This window comes from Micromonospora zamorensis (assembly GCF_900090275.1).
Taxonomy (GTDB): Bacteria; Actinomycetota; Actinomycetes; order Mycobacteriales; family Micromonosporaceae; genus Micromonospora; species Micromonospora zamorensis.
The window spans coordinates 2,928,550-2,941,782 of the sequence record NZ_LT607755.1 but is presented as its reverse complement, the minus strand read 5'-3'; the positions used below and the strand labels follow the sequence as shown (position 1 = coordinate 2,941,782).

The following is a 13,233-nucleotide window of genomic DNA, read 5'->3' as shown; positions in this document are numbered from 1 at the left end:
CGTCCGCCGTCGTGCGGCGGCTGCCGTGCGCGGGTTACCCCCTGGGTGACCGAAGATGCACACCCGATCGGGCGGTCGGTGTCGGCTGTGGCGTACGGTCCGGGCCTTCGGTGGTGCCCTAGGCTGCCTTCGTGATCGTTTGGGACCTCGTCGTCGTCGGCGCCGGCCCCGCCGGGCTCTCCGCGGCGCACGCCGCTGCCCGCGCCGGTGTCTCCACCCTTGTTGTCGAGCGAGCCGCGCATCCGCGCTACAAGACCTGTGGTGGTGGCCTGATCGGCACCTCCCTGGCGGCCGTCGCGGATCGGATCGAGGTGCCGGCGCACGACCGGGTGGACCGGGTCACGTTCACCCGCGACGGCCGTCGGGAGTTCACCCGCCGCAGCGACAGCCCGGTCGTGACCATGGTGCGCCGCGAGGAGTTCGACGACCGGCTGCGCGCGGCGGCGGTCGCCGCGGGCGCGCAGATGCGGGAGCGGGTCGCCGTCCGCGCGATCGAGCAGGACCCCGAGGGGGTACGCCTGCGGCTGGCCGACGGTACGACGATCGCGGCCCGCGCGGTGATCGGGGCGGACGGTTCGTCGGGGGTGACCGCCCGGCATGTGGGGGGCCGGTACCGGCAGGTGGACCTGGGTCTGGAGCTGGAGATCCCGGTGCCCCCGGCCGAGCAGGAGCGGTGGCGGGGGCGGTTGCTGCTGGACTGGGGAGCGATGCCGGGGTCGTACGCCTGGGTCTTTCCCAAGGGTGACCGGTTGACTGTCGGGGTGATCGCCGGGCGGGGCGCGGGGGAGGGGACCCGGGAGTACCTGCGGCGGTTCGTGGACCGGTTGGGGCTGACCGGCTTGCCGGCGGAGCACGACTCCGGGCACCTGACCCGGTGCCGGGAGGAGGACTCGCCGTTGCGCAACGGCCGGGTGCTGGTCGTGGGGGATGCTGCGGGGCTGTTGGAGCCGTGGAGCCGGGAGGGCATCAGCTTCGCGTTGCGTTCCGGCGGGCTGGCCGGTGCGGCGGTCGCGGCAGGTGAACTGTCCGGGTACGAGCGGGCGGTCGCCGAAGGGCTTGTGCCGGAGATGCGGGCGGGCTTCCGGCTGCTGGACGTGTTCACCCGTCGCCCGGACGTGTTCCACGCCCTGCTGGCGACGCCGCCGGGCTGGCGGATGTTCGTCCAGTTCTGCCAGGGGCGGGCGAGCTTCGATGAAATGCTGCGGCGTCGGCCCATCCGGGCGGCCCTCGCGGTGCTGGATCGGATGCCAGCCCCGCGCCGGGCTCCTTCTATTCACCCAGGATCCTAGGATGCCCTACGCGGTGTGACCACGCACTGGTGTCCAGTGGCCCACCCGCTGGACAATGGCGGGGGAGTGGGAGGTGCAGATGGCCGAGCAGCCGTTCACCGATGACGAGTACGCGTTCCTGCGCCACGCGCGGTTCGGCGAGTTGCCGCTCGCGGTGCGTCCCGACGAACGCGTCGCCCTGACCGAGACCGACCCCGGGCGCGACCGCCCGGAGGAGGCCGAGGACCCGATCCGCTGGAACGTGCAGGGCTGAGAACGCACAACGGGCCGCGGGTGTCGCCACCCACGGCCCGTTCGCGATGTGCTGGGGTCAGAAGACCGGCACGCCCTCGCGTACCAGTCGCCAGTTCTGCTGGAAGAAGTCGGCCGGGTCGATCGTCCCCTTGGCCTGCGCCCAGTCGATGAGCAGCTGACGGATCTCCTGCTGCGCGTTGTAGACCTGGGTCTTCACGATGCCGGGGAAGTTGCCGCCGCCGCTGCGCCGGTAGTTGTTCACCGCCATCACGAACTGGGCGTTGTCCGCCACCGGAGTGTCGGTGCCGGCCAGCACCAGGCGGGTGATCCGCTGCCCGATCGGCTTGGAGATGTCGATGTCGTAGTCCAGGCCGGAGATCACGTCGTAGTTGTAGTCCGGCACCGCCGGCGAGTCGCTGATCTGCTCCGGGTCGACGGGGGCGCCCGGAGCGAGGGTCCGGAAGTACTTCGCCGAGTACTCCAGGTAGGTGCGCACCTCCGCGCCGCTGAGCACGACCGCCTCGAGCGTGTTGTCGAAGACGTAGAGCCCTGCCACGTCACGGATCTTCACGTCCCCGGCGGGGAAGACCGCGGTACGGCTGAACGGGGACGCCTGGGACAGCACCGGCAGGTCGGCGTACTGCGTGCCGGCCAGCGCCTTCGTGACGGTCTCGGCCTGGACGTGGTTGATGAAGTCCAGGATGGGAGTGTCCTTGTACCGGGATTCCACTGTGGACATCTCGACGGTGGCCTGGGCCACCACCTGGTTGACGTACGCGATGGTCTTCTGGTGCTGGGCCCGCACGGCGGCGAGCACCTTCGGGTCCTCGACCACGGTGTTGGTGTTCAGCATGCTGGCGGCCTTCTTGGTGATCGTCCACCGGCCGCGTTCGCGGGTCAGGGTGAAGTCCATCCGGGTGAGCCGCTGGCCCCACTTCGACGGCTCGGAGAGCAGCACCTGCGCGCCGGTCCGCTCGTTGGTGACGAACCGCTCGACCACCTCGTTGTGCGCGTGACCGAAGAGGATCGCGTCGATCCCCGGCACCTGCTGGGCGATCAGCGCCACCGGGTTCTCGTTCGGCAGCTCCGGGCCGTAGCTGGAGGTGCCGCTGTCACCGCCGTGCGCGGAGATCAGCACGAGGTCCGCACCGCGGGCCCGCATGATCGGCACCCACTTCGCCGCGGTCGCGACCATGTCGTCGAAGCGCAGCTTGCCCTCGACGTTGCCCTTGTCCCAGATGGCCACACCGGGGTTGGTCAACCCCAGGATGCCGACCCGCAGGGTCGGTGCGGCGAAACCGAGGGAGACCTTCTTGATGACGTACGGCAGGAAGGCCGGCTTGCCGGTCTTCGCGTTGACCGCGTTCGCGGCGAGGGCCGGGAAACCGAGCTGACGGATCCACAGGTCCAGCAACGGCAGGCCGTAGTTGAACTCGTGGTTGCCCAGGGTCACCGCGTCGTAGTCGATGACGTTCATCGCCCGGGCCATCGGGTGCTTCTCGCCGGTGGCGGTGATCGGCTCCTGCTTGGCGTAGTACGTGGCCAGCGGCGTGCCCTGGATGGTGTCGCCGGCGTCGAGCACCAGCGTCGCCTTGCCGCGCCGCTCCCGACGGATCTGGTTGATCAGAGTGGCCAGCTTCGCGACGCCGATGTCGTTCTGCTTGCTGTCGTCGTACTCGGCGTCGCGGTAGTAGTCCCAGTTGTAGACGTTGCCGTGCGTGTCCGACGTGCCCAGGAGGGTGAGGTCCCAGGTGCGCGGCCGGGCCGCGCCGGCCGCCTGCGCGGGCGCGGCGGCGATCAGCGGGGCGGTCGCGGCCGCCGCCGCGGCGACGAGCACCTGGCGACGCGACGGGCCGGAGGGAGAGGTCATGACGTGCCTTTCCATGGGGGTGGACGCGCCTCGTGAGCGCCTTGCGCACCATAACCAGCAGCGGACACTCTTGCCACGCCAGCCCCAGGTGCTGCTGCGGTTTCCGCAGGCCGGCGCAGGGTACGGCGGTCAGGGACGACATTCGCGGGACAGCCCCCGCTTCCCGCGCGGCGCGAGGAGAGATCGGTGAGCGAGGACCAGCACACCCAGCAGGACCCCACCAGCCAGTACGGCCAGCAGTCCGGCCAGCCCGCACAACAGCAGTCACCGCCCGGCTCGACCGCCGACATGACTCCGAAGCCGGACCACGGCGAGGAGTCGTACCGGGGCAGCGGCAAGCTCGACGGCAAACGGGCGCTGATCACCGGGGGTGATTCGGGGATCGGCCGGGCGGTCGCGCTGGCGTTCGCCCGGGAGGGCGCCGACGTGCTGATCTCGTACCTGAGCGAGGAGGAGGACGCCGACGCCCAGGAGACGATCCGCCTGATCGAGGACGCCGGCCGGCGGGGGATCGCGGTCCGCGGCGACGTCACCGACGAGGCGCACTGCCAGGAGCTTGTCGACCGGACGGTCCGCGACCTGGGCGGCATCGACATCCTGGTCAACAACGCGGCGTACCAGATGTCGCAGGACAAGGGCATCCTCGGGATCAGCACCGAGCAGTTCGACCGGGTGCTCAAGACCAACCTGTACGCGATGTTCTGGCTGTGCAAGGCCGCCATTCCGCACCTGGCCGAGGGGTCGGCGATCATCAACACGGCGTCGATCCAGGCGTTCGACCCGTCACCACAGCTGTTGGACTACGCGACCACCAAGGCGGGGATCGCCAACTTCACCAAGGCCCTCGCCGCCGACCTGGCCGAGCAGGGCATCCGGGTCAACGCGGTCGCGCCCGGCCCGGTCTGGACGCCGCTGATCCCGTCGACGATGCCGGAGGAGAAGGTGAAGCAGTTCGGCACCGACACCCCGGAGGGGCGCCCCGGCCAGCCGGCGGAGCTGGCCCCGGCGTACGTCTTCTTCGCCTCGCAGGAATCCAGCTACGTCACCGGCGAGATCCTGGGCGTCACGGGCGGCCGACCGACCAAGTGATCCGTCGTCGGGGCGGGCGCTGCTCGGGCGCCCGCCCCGACGCGGCTCGGTCCGGTGAGTCGTGATCCGGCCTCCGGGCGCTGCGCTGGGCCAGCGGCCCGTCTCGGTGCGTGGTTCGTTGCGCGGGCGGACCCGCCGACCAGCTCACCGCCGCAAGGGCGTTGCCCGTCTCGCTGCGTGGTTCGTCGACGGCGGCTGGGTCAGCGCGGCCAGGCGGCGAAGCGCTGCCGGACCTGGGCGATGTCGGCGGCGCTCAGGCCGTAACGTCCGAAGCGTTGCTCGGGCAGGCGGTCCAGGTAGCGGCCGGCGGCGCGCACGTCGTCCGGGTCCAGCGCGGGGTCGACCTGCCGTGCCAGCACCAGCAGCTCGGTCACGTCGTAGTGCTCCAACGCCGCCGCCACGTCGATGAAGTCACGAACCTCCCGCCGGTTGACCAGTGCCGCGATCTTGTTGGCCACCAGGTCGCGGACGTCCATCACCGGGCCGAGGTCCATCACCACCGGGCTCTGCTGGCGGTCCAACCGGGCGAGGCTGAGCCGGATCTGCCGTCCGTCCCGGCTCACCACGAAGTCCTTCATGTCCTGCTCGTACCCGTCGAACAGCTCGCCCAGCTCACTGTCCGGGTCGGCGTCGGTGACGAGGAAGCCGGCTCGCTCCAACGCCCCGCGCACCCCCGCGGAGGCCGCCGCGGCGGCACCCTCCACGTCCGCGAAGAGGTCGACGTCCTCCGTCGGGCGGGCGACCAACCCGTGCGCCGCCCAGGCCACCCCGCCACCCAACACGAACCGGTACGGTCCGGCGGCGGTGAGCGCCACCCGGGCCACCTCCCGGTAGAAGTCGTGCAGATGAGGCTCGGTCACGCCGCGCGCAGGCCGCGGTGCCGGCTCTCCCACGCCTGCCGTACGCCCCGAGGCAGGTTGAGCAGTCGCCACACCCGGCGCAGCGTCCGCCCGTTGATCAGGACGCGCAGGTCCTCGGTGCGGGTCGTCTCGCGCAGCACGTTCTCGTACATCCAGAGCAGCTGGTCGGGGTCGGCGAGGTCGAAGGTGCGCTCGGCGTTCCACATCAACCGCACCGGCAACTCCACCACACCGCGAGTGGGCCCGGCCAGCTCGACGAGCGTCCGCGCCACCACGGCAGGGCGACCCGGTCGGGCCAGGAAGGCCACGCCGGTCGCGGTGGGGGAGAGGGCCTGCATGGTGTCAGGGTAACGCCCACCCGAGCCGGTGTCGCTCAAGACGATCCCTGCGCCCTGCCGCAGGCTGTTGACGGTGCTTCGCCGAGCCCAGGCCAAGTGGCCGCCCGAGCGCCCCGGTCGGGCATCCTCCAACGGAGGTTCGTCCGATTTGCCCCCGCCTGCGACGGCTGAGGTCTCCGTGATCAACTCGGGTTTCTTGAAGTCGCGGTGTCATGCCGTCTCGGACACCCCGGGTTTCAGGAAGCCGAGTCGATCAAGCCCGATTTAGCGTCCTGAGGGCCGACCACGTCCGAGGCTGAGGGCTTTTGTCTGGTCTGAGGGGTCGAGTCGAGCGCGCCGATGATCGCGGTACGAGGTTCGCGGCCTCTGGGGTGTTTCGCCTGTGAGCGGTCGCACCAGTGGGTCGGAATGATGGCCGGGGCGGGGTCGTTACACACTCTGACGATCGCAGGACCACCGGCTCGCCGCCCCGCCCACCGGGGTTGGAACAGCTGGTCGCGGGGTTGGAATGCCGACCCGGCCCGCATCGTTGAAGCCTCCCCAGCACCCCGCTCCATCGGGTACGACGGGATGGCCCGGCCCCCGGAATGACCCCGGGCCCTCGGTCGTTGCAGTCCCCACGAGCGACCACCCGACTACCGCATCGCACGAGCGGACGTCGGGGAGCCACCCGGGAATGACCCCCGACCCCCGGTCGTTACACATGAACCCGGCGCCCGAGCCCCCGCTCGCAGGCCGCCGACCCGGCCCCCGCAAGCCCCCCCGCTTGACGGTGCCGACCTCCTAAGACTTTTCCCCTTGATTGAGCAGCGCCGGACGAGGTGCTCACACCCTTGTGTCGCCGACCCCCATTGGCGGTGCGGGTGTTCCTACCCCCGAAGGAGCTACCCCCATGAACACGATCTTCCGTAAGAGCATGCTGTCTGTTGCTGGTCTCGCGTTCGCCGGTGGTGTCTTCGCCGGCCCGATCGCCGCCCACGCCAACCCGACCGTGGATGGCAAGCCCGTCGCGGTGGCGGTGCAGTCGGCCGCCCCGAAGCCCCAGGGCGAGCAGTCCCACATCACCCTCAACGATGAGCAGACGGCGAACGTCAAGGCGATCATCGCCGCGACGAAGAAGGCCGGCCTGCCCGAGCGCGCCGCGGTCATCTCCATCGCGACGAGCCTGCAGGAGTCGAAGTTGGAGAACCTGGGCCACCTCGGCGACAAGAATGACCATGACTCGCTGGGCCTGTTCCAGCAGCGCCCGACCAGTGGTTGGGGCACGCCGGAGCAGATCACCGACCCCGCCTACTCGACGACCGCGTTCCTCAAGGGCCTCAAGCAGGTTGACGGGTGGCAGGACATGGCGCTGACCGACGCCGCGCAGACCGTCCAGGTCTCCGCCTACCCCGACGCCTACGCCCAGTGGGAACAGCAGGCCACCGACCTCGTCGCCCAGCACTGGAACAGCTGACACCAACACCAACACTGAACGACCCGACCGCTGGCCGGCACCCCACCCGGGGTGCCGGCCAGCGGCATGTCTGCACCACACGCGTCCCTGGCTCGGGTCGATCATGAACTTGTGGTGCCGGACTGGGGATGGTTCGGGTGGTCTTGTCCAGCACCACAACTCCTTGATCGACCCAAGCGGGCGGGCGGCCCGGCCCGGCCCGGCCGGGGCGGGGCTCGGGCAGGAAAGCGGGAACACGGGCGGGGGCTGGGTGGTTGTGGTCAGTGTCGGTGTGACTCAGTGTCCCCGGGCCTCACCTAATATTGCCTTCGCGGAATACCGTTCGGCTGGAGCCGCGTCGCGCCACTCGCCGAGAGGCGACCTGCACACCGACACCAGCGCCGCCCCCGAGCCCACAAGGCCGGGGGCGGCGCTGTCTGACTTCCCTCCGCTCGCGAAGATGTCTCGGCTGGCCTATGTTCATGGGGTCGCTCGCGTGGGAGGGGGTGTCGGGGCATGGGTCTGCGTACCTTCATCGAGGGTTGGCCGGTCTACCGCCAGCTCACCGGCACCGACCCGTTGGGCCGGGGTGCCGCGGCGAAGTCCGATGGATCCCGTGCGCTCACGGCTCGCACGGAAACCGCCGACAGCGTGGCCCGTTCGGTGTGCCCGTACTGCGCCGTTGGCTGCGGTCAGCGGGTGTTCGTCAAGGACGGGCGGGTCAGTCAGATCGAGGGCGACCCGGACAGCCCGATCTCGCGGGGTCGGCTCTGCCCGAAGGGTTCGGCCAGCAAGAGCCTGGTGACCAGCCCGCTGCGGCAGACGAAGGTTCGCTACCGCCGTCCCTACTCGACGCAGTGGGAGGATCTGGACCTCGACACCGCGCTCGACATGATCGCCGACCGGGTGCTCGCGGCTCGTGAGCAGACCTGGGAGGACGTCGACACGCAGGGCCGGCCGCTCAACCGGACGCTGGGTTTCTCCAGTCTGGGTGGGGCGACGCTGGACAACGAGGAGAACTACCTCATCAAGAAGTTGTTCACCGCGGCGGGAGCGTTGCAGATCGAGAACCAGGCCCGTATTTGACACTCCGCCACCGTCCCCGGTCTGGGGGCCAGCTTCGGTCGTGGCGGTGCGACGGATTTCCAGCAGGACATCGCCAACGCTGACGTCATCGTCATCCAGGGCTCGAACATGGCTGAGGCGCACCCGGTGGGTTTCCAGTGGGTGATGGAGGCCAAGCGTCGGGGGGCGAAGGTCTTCCACGTCGACCCACGCTTCACCCGCACCAGCGCGCTGGCTGACTCGTACCTGCCGATCCGGGCGGGCACGGACATCGCGCTGCTCGGTGGCGTGGTGCGCTACATCCTCGACAACGAGCTGGACTTTCGGGAGTACGTGCTGTCGTACACGAACGCGGCGACGATCGTGAGCGAGCAGTTCAGCGACACCGAGGACGGCGACGGGTTCTTCTCCGGGTTCGACCCGGAGACCGGCACCTACGTGCAGGACAGCTGGCAGTACGAGGGCAACGAGGACTCGTCCGGCAGTGGGCACACGGCCAAGGAGCGCGACACCGCGTCCGGGCTGGAGCACGAGTCGCACGGCGCGCAGGTCGACGGGGACACCCCGCGGGACGAGACGTTGCAGCATCCGCGCTGCGTCTACCAGATCCTCAAGCGACACTTCGCCCGCTACACCCCGGAGATGGTCGAGCGGGTCTGTGGCATCCCCCAGGACAAGTTCCTGGAGCTGGCCCGGGCGTGGACGGAGAACTCCGGCCGGGAGCGCACCGGGATGCTGATCTACTCGGTGGGCTGGACGCAGCACAGCGTGGGTGTGCAGTACATCCGCACCGGCGCGATCATCCAGCTGTTGCTCGGCAACATGGGCCGCCCGGGTGGTGGGGTGATGGCTCTGCGCGGGCATGCCAGCATCCAGGGGTCCACGGACATTCCGACGCTGTTCAATCTGCTGCCGGGTTACCTGCCGATGCCGCACCACGCCGACCACCCGACCTTCGACGAGTGGGTGGACAGCATCCGGCACCCCGGCCAGAAGGGCTTCTGGGGTAACGCCGGGTCGTTCGCCGCCAGCCTGCTCAAGGCGTATTGGGGTGACGCGGCGACACCGGAGAACGACTACTGCTACGGCTACCTGCCGCGGCTGACCGGTGACCACGGCACCTACCAGCAGGTGCTGAACATGATCGACGGGAAGATCAAGGGGTACTTCCTGCTCGGGCAGAACCCGGCGGTCGGTTCGGCGCACGGCCGGGCACAGCGCTTGGGCATGGCCAACCTCGACTGGCTGGTCGTCCGGGACCTGTTCATGATCGAAAGTGCCACGTTCTGGCAGAACGGTCCCGAGGTCGCCACCGGGGAGATCGTGCCCGAGGAGTGCCGCACGGAGGTGTTCTTCCTGCCCGCCGCCTCGCACGTGGAGAAGGAGGGCACGTTCACCCAGACGCAGCGCCTGTTGCAGTGGCGGGAGAAGGCCGTCGAGCCGCCAGGCGACGCCCGCTCCGAGTTGTGGTTCTTCTACCACCTCGGGCGCAAGCTGCGCGAGAAGCTGGCCGACTCGAAGCTGCCGCGCGACCGTGCGCTGCTCGACCTCACCTGGGACTACCCCACGCACGGCCCGAACGCGGAGCCGAGCGCCGAGGCGGTGCTGCGCGAGATCAACGGGTACGACGTGACGACCGGCCGCCCGCTGTCCAGCTTCGCCGAGGCCCGCGCGGACGGCTCCACCGCGATCGGTTGCTGGATCTACACCGGGGTGTACGCCGATGGCGTGAACCAGGCGGCGCGGCGCAAGTCCCGACACGAGCAGGACTGGGTGGCCGCCGAGTGGGGGTGGGCGTGGCCGGCGAACCGGCGCATCCTCTACAACCGTGCGTCCGCGGACCCGGACGGCAACCCGTGGAGTGAGCGCAAACGCTACGTCTGGTGGGATGCCGAGAAGGGCGAGTGGACCGGTCACGACGTGCCGGACTTCGAGAAGACCAAACCGCCGTCGTACCGGCCGCCACCCGGCGCGTCCGGGACGGAGGGCATCGCCGGCGACGACCCGTTCATCATGCAGGGCGACGGGAAGGGCTGGCTGTACGCGCCCAGCGGTGTCCTGGACGGCCCGTTGCCGACGCACTACGAGCCGGTGGAGTCGCCGGTGCGTAACCCGCTCTACGGGCAGCAGGCCAACCCGACCCGCAAGATGTACGCGCATCCGGTGAACTCGGTGAACCCGAGCCCGCCGCAGGAGCACAGCCAGGTGTTCCCGTACGTGTTCACTGTCAGCCGGCTCACCGAGCACCACACCGCCGGTGGGATGAGTCGGACGGTGTCACCGCTGGCCGAGTTGCAGCCGGAGATGTTCGTGGAGGTGTCTCCGGAGCTGGCCGTCGAACGTGGTCTCGACCACCTGGGCTGGGCGCACCTGGTCAGCGGTCGTGCCGTGATCGAGGCGAAGGTGCTGGTGACGGATCGGCTCAGTCCGTTGCGGGTCGAGGACCGGGTGATCCACCAGGTGTGGTTGCCGTACCACTTCGGTTTCGAGGGTCTGGTGACCGGCGACTCGGCCAACGACCTGTTCGGCATCAGCCTGGACCCGAACGTGCTGATCCAGGAGAGCAAGGTCGGCACCTGCGACGTGCGGGCCGGCCGTCGGCCGACCGGGCCGGCGCTGCTGGACCTGGTCGCCGACTACCAGCGGCGCGCCGGGATCAACCCGGGCCACAACGCCCCGGCGGTCACCACTGACAGTGAGGGGAGGGATCGCGGTGCTTCCTGACCCGAACAGCCTCTACGGGCCGCTGGATCCGGCGCCGGACGCCGGTTACGAGGACGCGCCGCCGCGGATGGGGTTCTTCACCGACACCAGCGTCTGCATCGGCTGCAAGGCCTGCGAGGTGGCCTGCAAGGAGTGGAACGGCGTCCCGGAGAGCGGGCTCGACCTGCTCGGCATGTCGTACGACAACACCGGCGCGTTGACCGCGAACTCGTGGCGACACGTCGCGTTCATCGAGCAGCCCCGGCCGGCCGGGCACCGCACACCGCCGTTCGCGGGTACGCCGACCGACGGTTCGGTCAGCGCGGCGTCGGCGGCCGTGGCGGCCGGTACCAGTGAACGCACCGGCACGGACCCGGGTGTGCCGACCGGCACTCCGTCCGCCGCCGCCTGGATGTCCGGGGGCGGGCCGGTGGATGTGCTCGGCACGATCGAGGCCGATCCGACAGCCGCGGGCCGCGGTGGCACGGGTCCACAGTTCCTGGGGATGCCCGGGGCGCAGCCGCCGGGGCGCGGGTCCGGTGTGGAGGGGCGTACGGATTTCCGGTGGTTGATGATGTCGGATGTCTGTAAGCACTGCACGCACGCGGCGTGTCTGGATGTCTGTCCGACGGGTTCGTTGTTCCGGACGGAGTTCGGCACCGTGGTGGTGCAGGAGGACATCTGCAACGGGTGCGGTTACTGCATCTCCGCGTGTCCGTACGGGGTGATCGATCAGCGTAAGGATGATGGTCGGGCGTGGAAGTGCACGCTGTGCTACGACCGGTTGGGTGCGGGCATGACCCCGGCGTGTGCGCAGGCGTGTCCGACGGAGTCGATCCAGTACGGGCCGCTCGACGAGTTGCGGGAGCGGGCCGCCGCGCGGGTCGAGACGCTGCACGAGCGGGGCGTCCCCGAGGCCCGCCTGTACGGGCACGACCCGAATGACGGCGTGGGTGGTGACGGGGCGTTCTTCCTGCTGCTCGACGAGCCGGAGGTGTACGGGCTGCCACCGGACCCGATCGTGACCACCCGCGACCTGCCGAAGATGTGGAAGCGCGCCGGCCTCGCGGCCCTCGCCATGGCGGCGGCCACCGTCGCCGCGTTCGTCGGAGGTTCCTCGTGAGTCCGCAGCGCCCCGAGGTGGGCGAGATCTTCCGTCGCTTCCGGGACCGGTTGGCCGCCGATGGTCGCGACCGACCGACGGCCAGCACCGAGTTGCCGGCCGCGAACGGCGAGAGCACCGGGCTGCCGGCCGCGAACGGCGCCGGCACCAGCTCGGCGGTCGGACAGCAGCGGCGCACCGCCGAACCCGGCCGGCGGGGCGGGCGTCGCGGAGGTGGGCGTCGCGGAGGCGGCGAGGAACTGCGGGTGCCGGAGGCGGAGTTCACCTCGTACTACGGTCGGCCCATCCTGAAAGCGCCGGTCTGGAAGTGGGACATCGCGGCGTACCTGTTCACCGGCGGGCTGGCGGCCGGCTCGTCACTGCTCGCCGCCGGTGGGCAGCTCACCGGCCGGCCGGCGTTGCGACGCGCCGGTCGGGTCACCGCGCTGGCCGCCGTGAGCGCCAGCGCGGTCTTCCTCGTCAAGGACCTCGGCCGGCCGGCGCGGTTCCACCACATGCTGCGCGTGGCGAAGCCGACCTCGCCGATGTCGGTGGGCACCTGGATCCTCACCGCGTACGGGCCGGCCGCTGGTGTCGCCGCGATCGCCGAAGCCGCCGGTGTGCTGCCGCGCCACGGCCTGCTCGGGCTGGCCGGTCGGGCGTTGCCGTCGGTCGGGCTGGTCGCCGGGCTGCTCGCCGCCGGCACCGCGCCCGCGCTGGCCACGTACACCGGGGTGTTGCTCGCCGACACGGCGGTGCCGTCCTGGCACGAGGCGTACCCCGAGTTGCCGGTGATCTTCGCGGGCAGCGCGCTGGCCAGCGGCGCCGGCGTGGGTCTGCTCGCCGCGCCGCCGGCCCAGGCGGGGCCGGCCCGCAGGATGGCGGTGGCCGGGGCGGCCCTGGAGTTGTACGGCGCGCATCGGGTGGAGACGCGCCTCGGTCTGCTCAGTGAGCCCTACCGGCTGGGCAGCCCCGGTCGGCTGCTGCGCGCCGGCCGGATGTTGACGGCCGGTGGGGTCGCCGGCGCGCTGCTCGGTCGGCGTAGCCGGCTGGTCGGCGCGCTGTCCGGCGCCGCGCTGCTGGCCGCGTCGGTGGTGACCCGGTTCGGCATCTTCTACGGCGGGGTGGCCTCCGCGCGCGACCCTCGGTACACGGTGGTGCCGCAGCGCGAGCGGGCCGACGCCCGGCGGGCGGGCATGGATCTTCCATCTGATCGGGCGGCCCCGCCCGCGATGTGATCGAATGTCC

General features: G+C 70.6%; 10 protein-coding genes. 7 read left to right on the top strand and 3 right to left on the bottom strand.

The features are described from left to right. Window positions 1–131: 131 nt before the first annotated feature. Window positions 132–1,289 (top strand): geranylgeranyl reductase family protein, encoded by a 1,158-nt coding sequence (locus GA0070619_RS12835; RefSeq protein ID WP_088948266.1) that lies wholly within the window; start codon window positions 132–134, stop codon window positions 1,287–1,289. 55 nt (window positions 1,290–1,344) lie between these two features. Then, window positions 1,345–1,542, top strand: coding sequence for a hypothetical protein (locus tag GA0070619_RS12830; RefSeq protein ID WP_088948265.1), 198 nt, complete (start codon window positions 1,345–1,347; stop codon window positions 1,540–1,542). A 57-nt stretch (window positions 1,543–1,599) separates the two neighbouring features. Here GA0070619_RS12830 and GA0070619_RS12825 read toward each other — a convergent pair whose 3' ends face one another. Next, window positions 1,600–3,393: a bifunctional metallophosphatase/5'-nucleotidase gene (locus GA0070619_RS12825; RefSeq protein WP_088948264.1), complete on the bottom strand. Its 1,794-nt coding sequence runs from the start codon at window positions 3,391–3,393 to the stop codon at window positions 1,600–1,602. 186 nt (window positions 3,394–3,579) lie between these two features. Here GA0070619_RS12825 and GA0070619_RS12820 point away from each other — a divergent pair, with 186 nt between their 5' ends. Further along, a complete protein-coding gene (locus GA0070619_RS12820) occupies window positions 3,580–4,482 on the top strand; it encodes an SDR family oxidoreductase (protein ID WP_088948263.1) in 903 nt (300 codons plus the stop codon). Window positions 4,483–4,682: 200 nt separating this feature from the next. On the opposite strand, the gene GA0070619_RS12815 is transcribed toward GA0070619_RS12820, so the two are convergent. Beyond that, window positions 4,683–5,342 carry a nucleotidyl transferase AbiEii/AbiGii toxin family protein gene (locus GA0070619_RS12815; protein WP_088951764.1) on the bottom strand — a complete coding sequence of 220 codons (660 nt, stop codon included), beginning with the start codon at window positions 5,340–5,342 and terminating at the stop codon, window positions 4,683–4,685. Further along, the gene (locus tag GA0070619_RS12810) at window positions 5,339–5,680 is read right to left on the bottom strand and encodes a hypothetical protein (RefSeq protein ID WP_088951765.1); all 342 of its coding nucleotides are present in this window, start codon (window positions 5,678–5,680) and stop codon (window positions 5,339–5,341) included. The genes GA0070619_RS12815 and GA0070619_RS12810 overlap by 4 nt, the downstream gene beginning before the upstream one ends. Window positions 5,681–6,572: 892 nt before the next feature. On the opposite strand from GA0070619_RS12810, the gene GA0070619_RS12805 reads away from it, so the two are divergent. From GA0070619_RS12805 to nrfD, 4 genes are all read left to right on the top strand, one after another. Then, on the top strand, window positions 6,573–7,136 hold the full coding sequence (locus GA0070619_RS12805) for a hypothetical protein (RefSeq protein ID WP_088948262.1): 564 nt from the start codon (window positions 6,573–6,575) through the stop codon (window positions 7,134–7,136). Between the two features lie 495 nt (window positions 7,137–7,631). Further along, the gene (fdh, locus tag GA0070619_RS12795) at window positions 7,632–10,904 is read left to right on the top strand and encodes a formate dehydrogenase (protein ID WP_172862043.1); all 3,273 of its coding nucleotides are present in this window, start codon (window positions 7,632–7,634) and stop codon (window positions 10,902–10,904) included. Further along, on the top strand, window positions 10,894–12,006 hold the full coding sequence (locus tag GA0070619_RS12790) for a 4Fe-4S dicluster domain-containing protein (protein WP_088948259.1): 1,113 nt from the start codon (window positions 10,894–10,896) through the stop codon (window positions 12,004–12,006). The genes fdh and GA0070619_RS12790 overlap by 11 nt, the downstream gene beginning before the upstream one ends. Beyond that, the gene (gene nrfD / locus GA0070619_RS12785; RefSeq protein WP_172862042.1) at window positions 12,003–13,223 is read left to right on the top strand and encodes an NrfD/PsrC family molybdoenzyme membrane anchor subunit; all 1,221 of its coding nucleotides are present in this window, start codon (window positions 12,003–12,005) and stop codon (window positions 13,221–13,223) included. The genes GA0070619_RS12790 and nrfD overlap by 4 nt, the downstream gene beginning before the upstream one ends. The last annotated feature ends 10 nt before the right edge of the window (window positions 13,224–13,233 follow it).

Coding starts and splice junctions, on each gene's coding strand:
- GA0070619_RS12830 (WP_088948265.1), top strand. CDS start 1,345: ATGGCGGGGGAGTGGGAGGTGCAGATGGCCGAGCAGCCGTTCACCGAT.
- GA0070619_RS12825 (WP_088948264.1), bottom strand. CDS start 3,393: ATGACCTCTCCCTCCGGCCCGTCGCGTCGCCAGGTGCTCGTCGCCGCG.
- GA0070619_RS12810 (WP_088951765.1), bottom strand. CDS start 5,680: ATGCAGGCCCTCTCCCCCACCGCGACCGGCGTGGCCTTCCTGGCCCGA.
- GA0070619_RS12805 (WP_088948262.1), top strand. CDS start 6,573: ATGAACACGATCTTCCGTAAGAGCATGCTGTCTGTTGCTGGTCTCGCG.